Below are 17,266 nucleotides of genomic sequence, written 5' to 3' on the forward strand. Positions count from 1 at the left end.
CCTTCCCTTTCCCACTGTTTTTCCCAATGTTTTGCTTAACCTTTCACTTGATATTTGACATGCTGTTTTACTTGATGTTCTGCTTAACCTTTTACTTAATCACCTGCGCTGTCCCTTCCGTTCTCTCAGCGCCGAGATACGCCCCGAACCGTTTCCATGCATCCGCCAGAGACTCCCGCATATCCATGTCACCCCCGCAGCCTTCCTCCCACCACCAGTTTTTAATCCGCAGCACAGAATCCCCCTGCCGATACTGCTCCGGCTCAAACCTTCCCGCAAACCGGCTTCCATACAACACAGGCAGTACGTAGTAACCGAATTTTCTTTTATCTGCGGGCAAATATACCTCCCAGCTGTAGGTAAAATCAAACAGCACCCGCAGCATCTCCCTGTCCCACAACAGATTATCCAGCGGCGCCATAAAAGCCGTCCTTCCCTCCTGAAACGGCCTGTTCAGAACATCCGCATCCTCTGTGCGCATATAAAAAGGCTCTTCAATCCCCTCCACCCGGAATTCCCGCAGCTCACCCCTATCCAAAAGCTGCCGGATACACGCCCCGCGCCGCTCCCTGTCCGATACAAAGTGCCCCAGCCAGGCGCCTCCGTTTTTATTCCACAGCATTCCCACACTGCCAATCCTGCGCTTCACATACCATCGGAAAAAAGCTGCCTCTCCATCCTCTCCCTGGAATTCCTCTGTCCTTACTTCGTGAAACAGATTTTCAGTGAAATCAAATATCTTCTGAGTGCCTGTTTTTCCCGCAACCGACAGCTCACCCGTATTGTAAAGATAATCCAGCGCCGAGCTGGACAGCTTTTTCGGCCCCCACCTTCCCTTCCGGTTACAGCCGATGGAAAAATCCTTCGCCTGGGCAGGCCCGTTCCTGCGGATATCCTCCCGTATCACATCCAGAAGCTCCAGCGCTTCCGTCTGTCCCCGGCGCCGCATCACAGCCGCCGCGCCATCCGCCGCCGCTTTCCTGACCCGCGCCATCCTTCCGAAATCCTCCGTCCTGTAAATGCACATCATCTTGTCATAGCCATCCACCAGGCTCCGATCCGTATACAAAAGCTCCTCCAACAGCCTGGGCCGATAGCCTTCAATTCTTGACTGCAATACTAAGTCCGCGTTCCGCCCCGCCACATTCAGCGGATCGTACTGAATACAACCCACGCGGTTCATAAACCGCATGATCCCATCCTTTCCCGACAGCCCCTGGCTGCCGTCCAGTCCATGGTACTTCACCAGGAAACGCCTGGCCTCCTCTTTTGATATACAATTGCTGCCAGCTGTCATACCTGCCCTTCCTCTCCTGCATTTCTTACATTATACCAGCCAAAGTATGACAGCTGTATGTCATAGTTGCCCTGCCCGGAATTTTAGCAGCAGAAATATTCGTAACAGACGGGGCCTGACCATCATAACTATTCCTCTCCGGACCTTAATGAATCCATATCAGACATAATCTCATAATAATGATAATCCCCGCTAATCCGTTCACACACCGGAAAATTTTTATATTCGGTTTTTATATAACGCATGCCGCTTTTCTGCATAACACGCAAGCACATCCCTGCAGTCCCGGCAAATCCGTTCCTTCAGGCTTTCCGGCTCCAGAACCTTTATCTGGTTTCCCAGCCCCAGAATTGTCCCATACCAGAAATGCTCATTTTCCGGCACCCTGAGCCGCATTATGAAATCCCCGTTTTCCTTCTCCTCCTCAATTTCCCCCTTCAGGTATTCCATACATTTTACCTTTACCTTCTTCCTGCCCTCCAGCCTGATGTCCAACTGTTTTCTTGTATCCGGCCTGCTGCGCAGTATTTCCGCAGCCTCCCCTGCATCATGCTTGCGCTGCATCCTCTCCTCCATACAGCAAAGTGTGCGCATCCTCACCAGCTTAAACAGACAGTAGCTTTCCTTTTCCGGATAATATGCCGCCAGATACCAGGCGTACCATTGAAAAATACAGGCGGCAGGCTCCACCTCAAACTGCTTTTCCCTGTCTTCGGCATTCGTATAAAGAAAGGACAGCTTTTTCCCCTGATCCATGCATTCCCTGATAATCGCCAGCTTTCCGCTGATGCCGTTTTCCTCCCTGGCCACGCTGAAGTCAAGGATTACCTCCGGAGCGGATGTTCCCGCCAACGCCTTCATTTTTTCAAGCGTATCTTCGGCCGTCTCTTCCTCATATGCGGAGAGCAGGCCCTGCAGCGCCGCCACAATATGCTGATAATCCGTCTGCTCTGCGGTCTGGCGTTCCATGCAGAAGGTATCCAGTATTTCATAGCCGCCGTCAGCGCCCATGCTCGCCGCAACAGGGATTCCCGCCATACACAGGGCTTCAATATCTCTTTGAATCGTGCGTACTGAAACCTCAAAGCGCTTTGCCAGGGTACTGGCGCTGGTTTTCTCATGGTTCAAAAGATAAATTGTGATTCCCAGAAGTCGGTCCAGCTTCATTTTCACCTCCGCCGTCTGCTATTACAGACGTATAAAACATGTTTTTTTCTGTCAGTTTTTGCCAAAAACAGCGTTCATATTTTGTTCATATTTATTTCAAAGAAAGTTAATCTGCCAATCACTGTTTAGACACTTCTCTTTACTATACTATAAACATAAGATGAAGCGAGAAAAACATACAACTTCATCTTCCCTCCTTTAGCGTACAACAAAACTTTTTATAAATAGCTTTTTCATAATAAATGCCAGGTAAACAGTTACCTGGCATCCTCCCTGTCCAGGGGAGTTTTTTTTGCGTTTTTTTGAAGTCAAATCAAATAAAATTCCTTCCGGCTTCCCTCTCCGCCGCTGCTTATCCTTCCCTCTGCGTCCACAGTAATCTGCGTATAGTGGGAAGGCGATTCATAATCCCTGCTGTATCCGTCGTCATCATACAGCTCATAGGAGCCTTCCTTTTCCACAAAGCCCAGGAGTCCAAGATGATCAAAATCCACCTTTTCCACACAGCTTCCGCCCTTTGACATGGGAACCAGATGGTCCGGCCGGATAAAGAAAACCACCTCATCCAGAGCGATATCCACATAATGGTGGCCCTTTTCAAGCACCTCTTCCTTCCTGTCCTCAGGCCCCCGGAAACGTACCAGCTTCATTCTCTCCGGCAGATATACATAACGCCCCTTTGCGTTCTGCTCATACACAGGAGCAATCATAATGCTTTCGCCCACCATCAGCTGATCCTCCACACGGCGGGCAAAGCGATCCCCGGCATACACAAAGGACAGCGGACGGAACATCATTTCATCTCTCAGCGCCGCCTTCATATATTCACTATACAGGTAGGGAAGCAGACAGTAGCGCAGCGCAATTATTTTCCGGAAGCTCCCTGTCTGGGTAAAACGGTAAACCTCCTGCCGTCTTGTCCCCCAGGCAGAATGGTTGCGCATCAGCGGCGTGAAAATTCCCAGCTCCAGCCAGCGCATGAGCAGTTCCTCCGTCGTATTCGAGCCGAAGCCTCCGAGATCAGCCCCTGTGTACAGGAAACCACACATATTCAGGGAAGGCATCATATGCAGATTCAACAGGATATGGGACCACCAGGAAAGATTATCCCCCGTCCAGATACCGCCGTAACGATGCATCCCGATATAGGAGGAACGTGAAAACATAAGAATCCTCTTATCCGGCTCCAGCTCCTCAAACGCCTCTCCCGCAGCACGGGTCATATTGTATCCGAACAGATTATGTACCTTATCATGCCTTACCCTGCCATCCTTATGCTCATGGTAAAAAAGCTTATAATCCTCTTCATTATTGCTCAGTCCGCCAACCAGCCTGTTCAGGGACGCGGAGGCTTCATTATCCAGATTGATCCCCCTGAATTCCTCCAGCTGCTCAAAAACCTCCTGCAAATGCTTTTCGGAATAGAAAATAGCCGGTTCATTCATATCATTCCAAAAGCCCTCAATCCCCTGATCAAGAAGCACCTTATATTTTCCGCCGAACCATTTTCTCGCATCCGCATTGAGCATATCAGGAAAATGCACACGCCCGGGCCATACGCCGGCCACAAATTCACTGCCGTCCTCTTCCTTGCAGAAATATCCGCCCGCCATGCCTTCCTCGTAAATATCATAGCCCTCTTCTATTTTCACACCCGCATCGATTATCGGCACCAGATGGATTCCCTGCTCCTTCATCTCTTCCGCAAAGCCCGCAAGATCCGGGAAGGTTTCCTCATTTACGGTAAAATCCTTATACCTAACCATATAATCAATATCCAGATAAATGCTGTCCAGGGGAATACCGGCCTCCCTGTGCTTCTTCACCACCTCCCGGATTTCATCCTCATTCATGTAGCTCCATCTGCTCTGTCCATAGCCGAAAGCCCACTTGGGCGGAATGTAGCTGCGTCCCACAAGCCCGCGGAACTGCTTCGCGATGTCCTCCGGCCCCTCTCCTTCGATCACATAAACATCAATATCCCCTGTCTGTGCTTCTATGAGCATCACGTTCCGGTCGGTATAACCGATATCAAAGGTAAGCTTACCCGGATAATCAAAAAACACGCCAAAGCATTCCTTTCCATCCACTATAAGGAAATTATGGGCGCCGTAAAGAGAGCGCTTGTCCTCCCTGTGGTTCGGATCATCGCTGCATTTGCTCTCATAAATCCAGCCTCGCTTATTGATTCCGCGCACATTTTCCCCAAGGCCGAATACAATATCCTCCTCCGCCATCCTGTAGGAAAATTTTCTTCCCTCTTCCTGGGAAAAATAAGGCAGCTCTCCCTGCCAGCTTTCATAGGCTCCGGTAACCGCCTCCGTATCGAAGGGGGCTCCATAGGTTATTTTCTTTATCATCCTTCTGCATCCTTTCTGCGGTATTGCCATAATTTGATAACACCCTTTTGCAAAACCTCAATTCCGCCGGTTCCTTCTGCCAGCCCGGCTCCCTGGCAAAACCTTTTCACCTTCCTGGTAATCCTGGTAAAACCGGCTCTTTTTTATACTATAACCGTGCAGGTCCGTAACTGTCAATCCGAATATTATTGACTGTCAGGATGAAAATTTTTTTAATAATATGCATCAGCATAAAGCTGCAGGTACACCGTCTTCCATTTTTAATTCTTATCTGCATGGCTGTTCTGCACAGTTCCCGCAGCAGGCAGAAAATCACCTGCCGCCCCCCCGCTGTCCCGGCCCATCTATTTAAAAAGAGCGCCGGCATACTGCCGACGCTCTAATTTTATCTGTAATTATAAACCTGTGAAAGTCCGATAAATACGCAAGCGCATTCATCCGGCCTGTCCCCGGAAGAAATAAAACCTATATTCAGGCTTTTCCAACGGAACCGAACATTTCCATTTTCTCTTTCACAGTATCCTTGATAGCCTGTGCTCCGGGAGCAAGAAGCTTACGAGGGTCGAAGCCCTTGCCTTCCTGATCCTTGCCTTCTTCGATGTACTTTCTGGTAGCTGCTGCGAAGGAAAGCTGGCACTCTGTGTTAACATTGATTTTGGAAACGCCGAGGGAGATAGCTTTCTTGATCATGTCTTCCGGAATACCTGTGCCGCCGTGAAGAACGAGAGGCATGTCCCCTGTCAGCTGCTGGATGGCATCCAGGGTTTCGAAGGAAAGTCCCTTCCAGTTTGCAGGATATTTTCCATGGATGTTGCCGATGCCTGCTGCCAGGAAATCAATTCCCAGATCAGCGATCATCTTGCATTCCTGAGGATCTGCACATTCGCCCATTCCGATAACGCCGTCTTCTTCACCGCCGATGGAACCAACTTCAGCTTCGATGGAAAGTCCTTTTTCATGAGCCGCTGCAACCAGTTCTTTGGTCTTGGCAACGTTCTCTTCAATAGAATAATGAGATCCGTCGAACATGATGGAAGAAAAGCCAGCTTCGATGCACTTGTAGCAAGCGTCATAGCTGCCGTGGTCAAGGTGAAGAGCTACGGGAACAGTGATGTTCATCTCTTCCAGCATTCCGTTAACCATACCAACTACAGTCTTGTATCCGCACATGTATTTGCCAGCGCCTTCGGATACACCGAGGATTACAGGAGAATTCAGTTCCTGTGCTGTCTGCAGAATGGCTTTTGTCCATTCCAGGTTATTAATGTTGAACTGGCCGACTGCATAGTGGCCTGCTTTTGCTTTGTCGAGCATTTCTTTAGCTGATACTAACATTTTATTTACCTCCGTTAAATTGTAAAATAAATTCCCTTTACTGGTGTTATTATAACCCATCTTCTTCAAAAAGGAAATAAGGAAAGTTAAACTTTTCACATAACTTGCCTGAATGTAACTGTTCAGTCCCTCCACAATTACTTCCCAAAACACAGCGGGCCGGAAGCCGCTGCCTTAAATCAACACATTTTCAGGCCAGGGAACCCTGATTTCCAGAGCCTGCTTCCGGTTTTCCATATCCACTACCCTGTGGCGCCCTCCGAATTCCCCGTCCAGGGTCCAGGCAACCTCTTCTTCGGATTCAATATGAAGGGAAGCTGTCTTAAAGCAGTACATCTGATCCGTATCTATGTTCCTGTTTACAAGATCAGTAAGGATCTGGTTCAGCTCAATGGCATTGATGGGTCGCTTAATCAGGGTCACTTCGAATTCCCCGTCATCCAGTTCCACATATTTTCCGGTTATCCGCTTGAAGCCTCCCACGGACATGGAATTGGTAATCATACCGAAAATGAAGTCGCCTTCAATCTCCAGGTTCTCCGCCGTTACCTTCATCTGATAGGATTTGATGGAAGGCAGGCGCTTCATCCCTTCCAGGATATATGCCATATGTCCCAGGACGTTCTTATATTCCTGCTTCGTCTCATAGGAAACATCGGTAAAAAGCCCGAAAGCCGCAATGTACACAAACGTGTCGTCATTAAAGGCGCCGATATCGCAGGCAAAGGGTCTGCCGCCAACCACTGTTTCCGCGGCGGCCTTCATATTCCTGGGAATCCCTAGGCTGTTGGCGAAATCATTGGTGCTTCCCGCCGGGATATAGCCCACCGGAACCAGCTTGTTGCTCTTCATAATACCGGTGACCACCTCATCCAGCGTCCCGTCGCCCCCGCTGCAGACAACACAATCGTATTTCTTTGACTTCTCAGCAGCCATCCTTACCGCATCCCCTGCATACTGGGTGGGATAAACGGTGACCTCATTCCCTGCCTTTACAAAAACATCTATAATATCACAAAGGTTGTTTTTAATCTGTCCCTTGCCGGCCTTTGGATTATAAATAAACAGCATTTTTTTCTTAGCCATCTCAAATCCTCCATGTTTTGCGGAGCAAAATGCGAACTCACTGTTTTCCTCTTTTTAATGGCCCCCTCAGAACTCCAAAAAAGGAGCATGTAAATGCTCCTTTCGCTATTATTTTAAAGCCTTTTCTTCATTCAGTTGCTTTTGCCGCTGCAAAGATATTTTGCAATGTCTTCCACCGCAACCTCCTCGTCAGGGCCATCGGCGATTACAGTTACCATTTCGCCGCTGTCCAGTCCAAGGCTCATCATTCCCATGATACTCTTTGCGTTTACCTTCTTGCCTTCCGATTCCAGATAAACAGTACTGTCATGCTGGCTGGCCACCTGAACAAGCATAGCTACGGGTCTCGCTTCCAGTCCGCCGTTTAACTGAATTCTGACTGCCTTCATTTTCATAATTACTCCTCCTTTTACTGCTTTCCTTCCACTTCTGTTAACTCTTTATCCCCTGCTGTGATCTGACCTTGTCCGCCAGCTCACCCAATTTACGAAGCCTGTGATTCACACCGGACTTACCAACAGGAGGATCCAGATATTCCCCCAGCTCCCTCAAGGGGGCGTCGGGATAGGCCAGTCTGACCTCCGCCATCTCCCTCAGGCTTTCCGGAAGATTCTCAAATCCGTATTTTTGCTGCAGGAGAAGGATATCCTCCGCCTGTCTTGTGGACGCACTAACGGTTTTGCCGATATTCGCCGTCTCACAGTTCACTCTCCGATTTACAGAATTGCGCATTTCTTTTACAATCCTGAAATTTTCAAAATTCATCAGGGATACATGCGCTTCCACAATGTTCAGGAAGTCTGAGATCCCGGTGCCGTCCTTCATATAAACCACCTGGTACTTCTTCCGCTGTACAATCCTCGCTTCCACTTCAAATGCAAGAAGAATGGACTGTATCTGCTCCGCCTGGAATAAATTCGTACATACAATTTCCAGATGGTAGCTCTTTCCCGGATCGCTCATAGAACCCGACGCCAGAAACGCCCCTCGCAGGAATGCCCTCTGACAACATGAATTCTTGATAAGAATCGCGCTGACAGGCGCTTTCATATCCCTCAGATGCCCTTCCCCGTCCATGAATTTAGTGGCCTGGAGAACCTGCTTTATCTGAGAGGGATCCGTAAGCTCAATCTCATAAGCCCTGGGCTTTGCACCGGTCCCGGCGCCTGCTTTTCCGCTCTTTCCGACTCTTTTTTCATTCACGCTAGTATTTATATTAAATGTTTTCTTCAATAATGTAAAGCATTTTCTGATAACCGCCTCATTTTCTGCCTGAATCAGCAGCTTTTCAACGTTAAAAATGCTCTTTTTTTCTTCATTTTGTAAATTATTACTGCCCTCCGCCGCCGTATGGCTGCCGCAGAAATGCAGTATGGATGCAAGCTCCGCCAGCTGGCAATGCCTGGCCGGAGGCGTGTGTTTCATCAGTTCTTCTTTTACTTCTCCCGAAAAAGACATATTGCGCCCTCCTGGATATGAGTCCCGCCGGCCATTTATTTCACATCCCGGTGGCTTAATGTCAGTCCATAGTTCCCTTTATCCTTCATGCGCCCGTACAGTTCATTTGCAAGCGTCACGCTGCGGTGTTTTCCTCCGGTACAGCCTATGGCAACCACCAACTGATATTTACCTTCTTTAATATAGTTGGGGATCAGAAAATGCAGCATGTCCTCCAGCCTGTCCAGAAACTGCCCGGCCTCAGGAAAACTCATCACATAATCCTGTACGCCTTGATCAAGGCCTGTCAGATATTTCAGCTCGTCAATGTAAAATGGGTTGGGCAGGAATCTCACGTCAAAAACAAGATCCGCGTCCGCCGGTATTCCGTGCTTGAAGCCGAAGGAAACAATGCTTACTATAAGATTATTATATTCCCCGTTCTGCACAAAAATTCTGTCTATTTCTTCCTTCAGCTCGCGGGTCAGCAGCTTGGAAGTATCTATGATATAATCCGCCTGTTTTTTCATGGCGGTAAGGATTTCCCTTTCCCTGCGGATGCCGCTCTCAATCCGGTTATCCTCCGGCGTAGCCAGGGGGTGTACCCTGCGGCTTTCCTTATAACGCTTCATCAGGGTTGCATCGCTGGCATCCATAAAAAGGATTTCAAAAACAAAGCCGTTCTGGCGCATCTTATTCAGGATTTTCATGGCATCGCCAAAGGACTGGTCAGCCCTCACATCCAGCCCCAGCGCAGCTTTGGATATTTCGTTATTGGGCATCATGAGCAGTTCCATGAACTTCTCAATTAAAGGCACCGGCAGGTTGTCCACGCAGAAAAATCCCGAATCCTCAAGCATTCTCATGGCTGTGCTCTTGCCCCCGCCGCTCATTCCCGTCACAATTACGAATCTCACCTTTTATACCTCCTGCATATCGCAGGCCTGCCTGCGATACTGCATAAATCAGTAGTTTGAAAGGAATCTTGCGCTTCCCTTCCGTATTCCGGCAGGCAGAACGAAAGCCCCTGCAGGGGCCTCCGTTTACCCGTTTCATACTGTTAAAAGCGCTGTCCACACAAAGAACAGCCGCCTAAAAATCTCCCAGGAAAATAACCTCCGGCTCCAGTGTGACTCCGAATTTTTCCTTTACAGTCTCAATGACCTCCTGGATCAGCTCCGCAATGTCCGCCGCTACTGCCGTGCCGTCATTAATCACAAAGCCGCAGTGCTTTTCGGACACCCGCGCGCCGCCGATTCTGGCGCCCCTCATACCGCTGTCCATAATGAGCTTTCCGGCAAAGTGGCCTTCCGGCCTCTTAAAGGTACTGCCCGCGCTGGCGTATTCCAGCGGCTGCTTTTCCTTCCGTCTTGCCGTCAGTTCATTCATTCTGGCAAGGATCGCCTCCCTGTCACCCTCCTGAAGCCTCATGGAAACCTGGAGCACCACATAAGGCCTGTTTTTGATTACGCTGTTGCGGTAACCGAACTCCATGGTCTCATTGTCAAGGTCCAGTATGCTTCCGTCCTTGTACATCACCTGTACGGATTCCACGATATTGCGCATTTCGCCGTCATAGGCCCCTGCGTTCATCTTGACGCCTCCGCCCACGCTTCCCGGGATGCCGGAGGCAAATTCCATTCCGGCCAGGCCGTTTTCCATGGCCGCCCTGGCGGCTGCGGACAGCAGTACGGAAGCCCCCGCCGTCAGAAGCGTCCCTTCCACCGTAAGATGGTTGAAATCACCGCCCAGCCGGATGATGACTCCCCGGTAGCCTTTATCCCCTACCAGCAGGTTGCTTCCGTTGCCAAGGATAAAATAAGGCCGCTCCACAAGATTCAGGTATTTGATTATCTTTTCCAGTTGTTTACTATTCTCGACAGTTACAAATACCTCTGCCGGTCCTCCCACCCGGAAGGTGGTATGCTTGTGCATGGGTTCCTCCAAAAGGATGTTCTCTGCCGGTACCACACTTTCCAGATATTCTATCAAAGCTCTACTCACTTGTGCTCCCATTCCTCATAAACTTAAAAATATATTATGCCGTATCCAGCGCTTTTAGTCCAGCACCATCTTTGCCGCTCCGTAAATACCGGCGTCATTTCCCAGGGTCGCCAGCGCAAACAGCGCGCCCCTGCTTCCTGCGAAGACATAAGGTATGTAATTCTTCTGGATATAATCCAGCAGAATCGGGCCTGCTTTGGATACGCCGCCGCCGATTACAAAAATTTCCGGATTCACAACGCCTGCAATGTTGGCAAGCTCCTTACCCAGGATTTCACCGAACTGCTCCGCCACCTCGATTGCCAGCTCATCCCCTGCCTTTACCGCATCGAATACGGTCTTGGCGGAAATGCTGTCGTTCCCTCTCAGGCTGCTGGGCTTATCATCAGCCGCCAGCCTGCGCTTTGCAAGCCTTACGATACCGGTTGCGGAGGTGTACTGCTCCAGGCAGCCGTAGTTGCCGCAGTTGCACATTTCCTGCTCGCCGTCCATCACATGGATGTGTCCGATTTCCCCCGCGGCTCCCGTGGCCCCGGAAAGAATTCTGCCGTCGGCGATGATGCCGCCGCCAACGCCGGTTCCCAGCGTAACAGCCACCAGGTTCTTATGGCCCTGGCCGCCGCCCTTCCACATCTCTCCCAGAGCGGCCACGTTAGCGTCATTGCCTGCCTCTACGGGAATGTTCAGAAGTCCCTGCAGCTGGGTCTTAATGCTGAAGGTTCCCCAGCCCAGGTTTACGGCATTATAAACGGTTCCTTCCCCGTCAATGGGACCGGGAGCGCCTACGCCCACGCCGATAACATCTTCCCTGGAAATCTCACGCTCTTTCATCTTGTCCAGAATGCTGGCGGCAACGTCGGGCAGAATCGCCTCGCCGCCGTTGGCCGTCCTTGTGGTAATCTCCCATTTTTCCAGAAGGGTTCCCTCCGTATCAAAACAGCCCAGCTTGACGGTGGTGCCTCCCACATCTACTCCGAAACAGTACTTTGCCATAATCAATCGTCCTCCTCATCTTCTTCTCTTCTGCGGGCCAGGGAATTCTGGACACGGGTGTACAGCTCCTGCGCCGCGTTATAGCCCATCTTCTTCTGGCGGTGGTTAACTGCCGCAGATTCACAGATAATGGCCAGATTACGTCCGGGACGGATGGGAATATTGTGGCAGACAACCTTGTTGCCCAGATAATCCGTATATTCCTCCTCCAGACCGAGTCTGTCATATTCCTTATCCTTATTCCAGTCCTCCAGACAGATCACCAGATCAATGGACTGGGTATCCTTTACGCTGGAAACACCGAACAGCGTCTTTACATCAATGATTCCAATACCGCGCAGTTCAATGAAATGCTTTGTGATATCAGGCGCATTGCCAATCAGAGTATCATCGCTGACCTTGCGGATTTCCACCACGTCGTCGGATACGAGACGGTGTCCTCTCTTAATCAGCTCCAGGGCCGCCTCGGATTTACCAATTCCGCTCTCTCCGGTAATCAGCACACCTTCGCCATAAACGTCCACCAGCACGCCGTGTACGGAAATGCAGGGCGCCAGCATCACATTCAGCCAGCGGATAATTTCCGCCATAAAAGCGGATGTCGCCTTCTTTGTCATCAGAATAGGCACATTTTTTTCCTTTGCTATCTGCAGGAAAAGAGGGTCGGGATGAAGCTCCCTGGAAAATACGATACAGGGAATGGGATAGGACAGTAGCTGGTTATAAATCTTGTTCTTCCTCTCCTCCGTCATCGCTTCCATATAGGTATATTCCACAAAGCCGATAATCTGCAGGCGGGTGGCCTCGTAATGCTCAAAATACCCCGCCATCTGCAGCGCCGGCCTGTTGATGTCCGGCTGGGTGATTTTGATCCCCTTGACATCGATTTCCGGTGTCAGGTTTTCCAGTTTCATTTTCTCAATGATCTGTGTTAGATTCACATGTGACATACCTTGTCCTCCACTTTTATATTTTCCGCTGTAATACATATATCGCTGCGCGTTTATCTTTGCTTATTTTACCACAGAACCATGAAAAAAAGAATAGATTTCTTCCGCGATATGCTCCGGTATCTCCGGCACCCGGGAAAGCTGCGCCGCGTCCGCCGAACGGATGTCGTCTATGGATTTGAAATGCCGCATCAGCGCCTTGCGCCGCGCAGGCCCCACGCCGGGTATATCGTCCAGCACGGAGCGCACCTGTTCCTTGCTCCGCAGGGAGCGGTGGTATTCTATGGCAAACCGGTGGGCCTCATCCTGGATGCGGGTAATGAGCTTAAAGCCCTCGCTGCGGGTGTCTATCTCAATTTCTTCATTCTGATAGTAAAGCCCTCTGGTACGGTGGTTGTCATCCTTCACCATGCCGCACACCGGTATGTTAATATGCAGCTCCTCCAGCACCTGCTTCGCCACGTTCACCTGGCCCTTGCCGCCGTCCATCAGCAGCAAATCCGGGAATTTGGTAAAGCTGCCGAATTCCTTTTCCAGCTGTTTTTCCTGCAGCTCCTTCGCTTCCTCCATACCGTGGAGGAACCGCCTGGTGAGGACCTCCTTCATGCAGGCGTAATCATCCGGGCCGGACACTGTGCGGATTTTGAATTTCCTGTAATCGCTCCGCTTCGGTTTTCCTTTTTCATAGACCACCATGGAGCCCACGTTTTCAAAGCCGCTGATGTTGGAAATATCGAAGGCCTCCATCCGGCTGATTTCGGGCAGGGAAAGAAGCGCGCAGATCTCCTTCACGGCGCCGATGGTCCTACCCTCCTCCCGCTTGATGCGCTCCCTGTCCTTGCTCAGGACAAGCGCCGCATTGGTAGCGGCAAGCTCCACCAGCTTTTCCTTGGTTCCCTTTTTGGGCACCCGGATATGGACGCGGCTTCCCCTGCGGCCGCTGAGCCACTGCTCCACAACCTCCGTATCCTCAATTTCCTCCTGCAGCATCAGCTCCCTGGGCACAAAAGGCGTTCCCGCATAGAACTGCTTGACGAAGTCCAGGAGTATCTGGGCCGAGGTGCTGTCCGAAATATGCGTCATATAAAAATGCTCCCTGCCGATCAGCCTGCCGTCCCGGACAAAAAACACCTGGACCACCGCATCGTTATCATCCTTGGCAAGGGCGATAATGTCCTTATCCTCCCCGTTGCTGTCCGTGATTTTCTGCTTCTGGGCTACCTGCTTCACACTGTTGTACAGATCCCGGTAGCGGATAGCTTCTTCAAAATCCAGGTTTTCCGACGCTTCCTCCATCTTCTGCTGCAAATCCGTAAGTATGGGCTTGAAGTTGCCGTTCAGGAAATCCAGCGCCTTATCCACCTGCTCCCGGTATTCCTCTTTGGTAATCATTCCCTGGCAGGGCGCGCTGCACTGTCCGATATGGTAGTTGAGGCAGGGCCTGTCCAGACCGATATCCCTGGGAAGCACCCGGTTACAGGTCCGCAGACGGTACAGCTTATTGATCAGCTCTATGGTGTCCTTCACCGCCGCGGCGGAAGTAAAGGGCCCGAAATATCTGGATTTATCCTTTTTCATCTGTCTGGAAAAAAGGACTCTTGGATATTCTTCCCCTGTTGTCACTTTAATATAAGGATAGGTTTTATCATCCTTAAGCATGGTGTTGTAGCGCGGGCTGTGCTCCTTAATCAGATTGTTTTCCAGCACCAGCGCTTCCAGCTCGGAATCCGTAACTATATATTCAAATCTGGCGATTTTAGTCACCATTTTTTCTATTTTGGGGCTTTTATTTGTGCTCTCCCGGAAATAGGAACGCACCCGGTTGCGCAGACTGATGGCCTTTCCCACATAAATAATCGTGTCATCCTTGTCATGCATAATGTAAACACCGGGCTTGGGGGGGAGCTTTTTCAGTTCTTCTTCGAAGTTAAACATATGTTTTTCCTCCCTGCGGGTGTAAAAGTGTATAGCGGCAAAATATATGGCGGCATCAGGAGACTGCCGACAGGAAAAGGGATTCTTACTTTATCTTAACATAAGAATCCCTTATCCGTAGCTTTTTTTATGAATTTAATGTCCCGCCTCGCTTTGTTTCCTGCGAGGGAATCTTAATTACAGGTTATTTCCTGTCTGACGGCGGAAGAACCGTATTGGAAAACCTGCCTACCGGGCCGGCGGGCTTGCCCGCTCCTGCCGCGCCGTCATCCGGCGCGCTGCCGGCGTCTGTGCCGTTTTCCGGTTGTCCGGCCGCCTGTTCTGAAGAGCCTTCCTGATGGGAATCACTTCCGTTCCCATTCTCCTCCGTGCGGAAGAAATTCAAATCCTGCCCGGGGATGCCGCTTTCGCCGCCGCTCCACCAGTCATTGCCGTCCGGTCTGTTAGATTCGTTTCCTGCCGGGGCTGCGTTAGCTTCCCCTGCTGATGCAGGCGTCTGTCCCATGGGCTGCTGCCCTGCGGGCATTTGCTGCATTCCTGCCGTATTTTCCCCTGCCGGCGCGCTGTTCTGCGTCTGCTGGAAATGGAGATCCCAGGGCTTGGGGACAATCTCTTCCTGCGGCTGTGCCGGAGCGCCCTGTGTTTTCTGTATGTCCACAGTTGTAACGGAAGGGGTATTTTCACTGATCCTCGGCCTGGCCTCCTCCGGGGTCTCCGTTTCCTCAGGCTCCGGGATTCCCTTTTCCCTGCGGTATATCTTCATAAATTCCTTACCGGTAATGGTTTCCTTTTCGATAAGGTACTCTGCGATCTTATCCATAACGGCGCGGTTTCCGCCAAGCAGCTCCAGCGCCTTTGCGTAGCATTCCTTGAGGATGCGCATTACCTCGGAATCCACCTCCGCCGCCGTCACGTCGGAACAGTTCATAACCGCGCGGCCGTCCAGGTACTGGCTCTCCACCGTCTGCAGGCCGATCAGGCCAAATTTCTCGCTCATGCCGTACTGGGTTACCATAGCTCTCGCGATGCTGGTCGCCTTCTCAATATCGTTGGAAGCGCCGGTAGTTACCGTATCAAATACGATTTCCTCCGCGGCCCGGCCTGCCAGCAGGCCTACCAGCATATCGTGAAGCTCCGCCTTGGTATTGAGGAACTTCTCCTCCTCAGGCACCTGCATCACGTATCCAAGCGCGCCCATGGTCCTGGGGACGATGGTGATTTTCTGCACAGGCTCCGAGTTTTTCTGCAGCGCGCTCACAAGCGCGTGGCCCACCTCATGATAGGAAACGATGCGGCGTTCCTCCTTGCTCATGATGCGGTCCTTCTTTTCCTTACCTACAAGCACCTGTTCCACCGCCTCGAACAGATCCTTCTGGCAGACATAATCCCTGCCCTGCTTTACCGCATTGATGGCGGCTTCATTTATCATATTGGCAAGATCGGAGCCTACGGCCCCGCTGGTTGCCAGCGCAATGGCGTCAAAATCCACGGTGTCATCCATCAGCACATCCTTGGCGTGCACCTTCAGGATTTCCACGCGGCCCTTCAGATCCGGCTTATCCACAATGATCTGACGGTCAAAACGGCCGGGACGCAGAAGCGCCTTATCCAGGATCTCCGGGCGGTTGGTAGCGCCCAGGATCAGGATGCCCCTGGAGCTGTCAAAACCATCCATTTCAGACAACAGCTGGTTCAGCGTCTGCTCCCGCTCTTCATTGCCTCCGCCGTACTTGGAATCACGGCTGCGGCCGATGGCATCAATTTCATCGATAAAAATAATACAGGGGGCGTTCTTGGTGGCCTCCTTAAACAGGTCACGCACACGGGATGCGCCCACACCTACGTAAAGTTCGATAAAGTCGGAACCTGTCAGGGAAAAAAACGGCACATGCGCCTCTCCTGCCACCGCTTTGGCCAGCAGCGTCTTACCTGTTCCGGGAGGTCCCACAAGCAGCGCGCCCTTGGGCAGCTTGGCGCCGATTTTGGAATATCTTCCCGGATTGTGCAGGAAATCCACCACCTCCACAAGGGATTCCTTGGCTTCGTCCTCTCCGGCAACATCCTTGAAGGTAACACCGGTTTCCTTCTGTACATATACCTTGGCATTGCTCTTGCCCACGCCCATGGGACCGCCGCCGCCGGACATTTTCTTCATCAGGAAATTGAAAAGGAAAATGATTACTACAAAGGGGAGTACATAGGTCAGTAAAATAGAGAGCAGAAAACCTGAATTATCGGGGATTTCCCCGTTGATTTTCACGTCCTTTTCCAGAAGGTGGGAAATCAACGTGGCATCCTCCACCCGTCCAGTATAATAGGTAATTTCTTCCGCGGGCATGAACGGGTTTTCCTTGGCGTCGGATTTGGGGACTATATTGATCTGTTCATCCGTAATCTCTACGCTTTCAACCTCTCCCGCGTCCACTTTTTCCAGAAATTCATTGTAAGTGATTTCCTGGTTGGAAACGCCGCTGAGCATCTTCATAAAAAAGCTCATGCATACCAGCGTCACCAGCGCCGCAACCAGAAGGAGCATCAAATTCTGCTTCTTCGGAGGCTGCCCGCCGCCCCCCGGTCCGCCCTGGCCGTTACCGGGACCGCCGCCCTGGCCGTTATTGTAGCCATTGCCGCCGTTATAGCTGTTCAAATTATTATTATCCATAATGTAAAAACCTTTCTATAAACAGTTTCCCTCGGGAAAC

General features: G+C 50.9%; 13 protein-coding genes. All 13 read right to left on the reverse strand.

Features of this window, described 5'->3' with window-relative positions; all coding sequences use genetic code 11:
- Positions 1 to 91: 91 nt before the first annotated feature.
- The 13 genes from FYJ45_RS15505 to ftsH all read right to left on the reverse strand — a co-directional run bounded on the left by FYJ45_RS15505 (position 92) and on the right by ftsH (position 17,226).
- Entirely contained in the window at positions 92 to 1,297 is a 1,206-nt protein-coding gene (locus FYJ45_RS15505; RefSeq protein ID WP_154465554.1) for a DNA glycosylase AlkZ-like family protein, read from the reverse strand.
- 219 nt (positions 1,298 to 1,516) lie between these two features.
- On the reverse strand, positions 1,517 to 2,464 hold the full coding sequence (locus FYJ45_RS15510; RefSeq protein WP_154465556.1) for a helix-turn-helix transcriptional regulator: 948 nt from the start codon (positions 2,462 to 2,464) through the stop codon (positions 1,517 to 1,519).
- A gap of 308 nt (positions 2,465 to 2,772) precedes the next feature.
- Entirely contained in the window at positions 2,773 to 4,824 is a 2,052-nt protein-coding gene (locus tag FYJ45_RS15515; RefSeq protein WP_154465558.1) for a TIM-barrel domain-containing protein, read from the reverse strand.
- A 471-nt stretch (positions 4,825 to 5,295) separates the two neighbouring features.
- The gene (gene fba, locus FYJ45_RS15520) at positions 5,296 to 6,159 is read right to left on the reverse strand and encodes a class II fructose-1,6-bisphosphate aldolase (protein WP_154465560.1); all 864 of its coding nucleotides are present in this window, start codon (positions 6,157 to 6,159) and stop codon (positions 5,296 to 5,298) included.
- 174 nt (positions 6,160 to 6,333) lie between these two features.
- Entirely contained in the window at positions 6,334 to 7,245 is a 912-nt protein-coding gene (locus tag FYJ45_RS15525; protein ID WP_154465562.1) for a diacylglycerol/lipid kinase family protein, read from the reverse strand.
- A gap of 131 nt (positions 7,246 to 7,376) precedes the next feature.
- Complete coding sequence (locus FYJ45_RS15530) at positions 7,377 to 7,640, reverse strand: HPr family phosphocarrier protein (protein ID WP_021634662.1); 264 nt, start codon at positions 7,638 to 7,640, stop codon at positions 7,377 to 7,379.
- A 37-nt stretch (positions 7,641 to 7,677) separates the two neighbouring features.
- Positions 7,678 to 8,703 carry a DNA-binding protein WhiA gene (gene whiA, locus FYJ45_RS15535; protein WP_154465564.1) on the reverse strand — a complete coding sequence of 342 codons (1,026 nt, stop codon included), beginning with the start codon at positions 8,701 to 8,703 and terminating at the stop codon, positions 7,678 to 7,680.
- A 35-nt stretch (positions 8,704 to 8,738) separates the two neighbouring features.
- Complete coding sequence (gene rapZ / locus FYJ45_RS15540) at positions 8,739 to 9,599, reverse strand: RNase adapter RapZ (RefSeq protein ID WP_276891404.1); 861 nt, start codon at positions 9,597 to 9,599, stop codon at positions 8,739 to 8,741.
- Positions 9,600 to 9,774: 175 nt separating this feature from the next.
- Positions 9,775 to 10,686, reverse strand: coding sequence for a UDP-N-acetylmuramate dehydrogenase (gene murB / locus FYJ45_RS15545; RefSeq protein WP_025488331.1), 912 nt, complete (start codon positions 10,684 to 10,686; stop codon positions 9,775 to 9,777).
- Positions 10,687 to 10,740: 54 nt separating this feature from the next.
- Positions 10,741 to 11,679 (reverse strand): ROK family glucokinase, encoded by a 939-nt coding sequence (locus FYJ45_RS15550; RefSeq protein WP_154465566.1) that lies wholly within the window; start codon positions 11,677 to 11,679, stop codon positions 10,741 to 10,743.
- Positions 11,680 to 11,681: 2 nt separating this feature from the next.
- Positions 11,682 to 12,629 carry an HPr(Ser) kinase/phosphatase gene (gene hprK / locus FYJ45_RS15555; protein WP_154465568.1) on the reverse strand — a complete coding sequence of 316 codons (948 nt, stop codon included), beginning with the start codon at positions 12,627 to 12,629 and terminating at the stop codon, positions 11,682 to 11,684.
- A gap of 63 nt (positions 12,630 to 12,692) precedes the next feature.
- Positions 12,693 to 14,564 carry an excinuclease ABC subunit UvrC gene (gene uvrC, locus FYJ45_RS15560; protein WP_154465570.1) on the reverse strand — a complete coding sequence of 624 codons (1,872 nt, stop codon included), beginning with the start codon at positions 14,562 to 14,564 and terminating at the stop codon, positions 12,693 to 12,695.
- Between the two features lie 184 nt (positions 14,565 to 14,748).
- Positions 14,749 to 17,226 (reverse strand): ATP-dependent zinc metalloprotease FtsH, encoded by a 2,478-nt coding sequence (gene ftsH, locus FYJ45_RS15565; protein WP_154465571.1) that lies wholly within the window; start codon positions 17,224 to 17,226, stop codon positions 14,749 to 14,751.
- Positions 17,227 to 17,266: the final 40 nt, after the last annotated feature.

Source organism: Eisenbergiella porci (genome assembly GCF_009696275.1).
Taxonomy (GTDB): domain Bacteria; phylum Bacillota; class Clostridia; order Lachnospirales; family Lachnospiraceae; genus Eisenbergiella; species Eisenbergiella porci.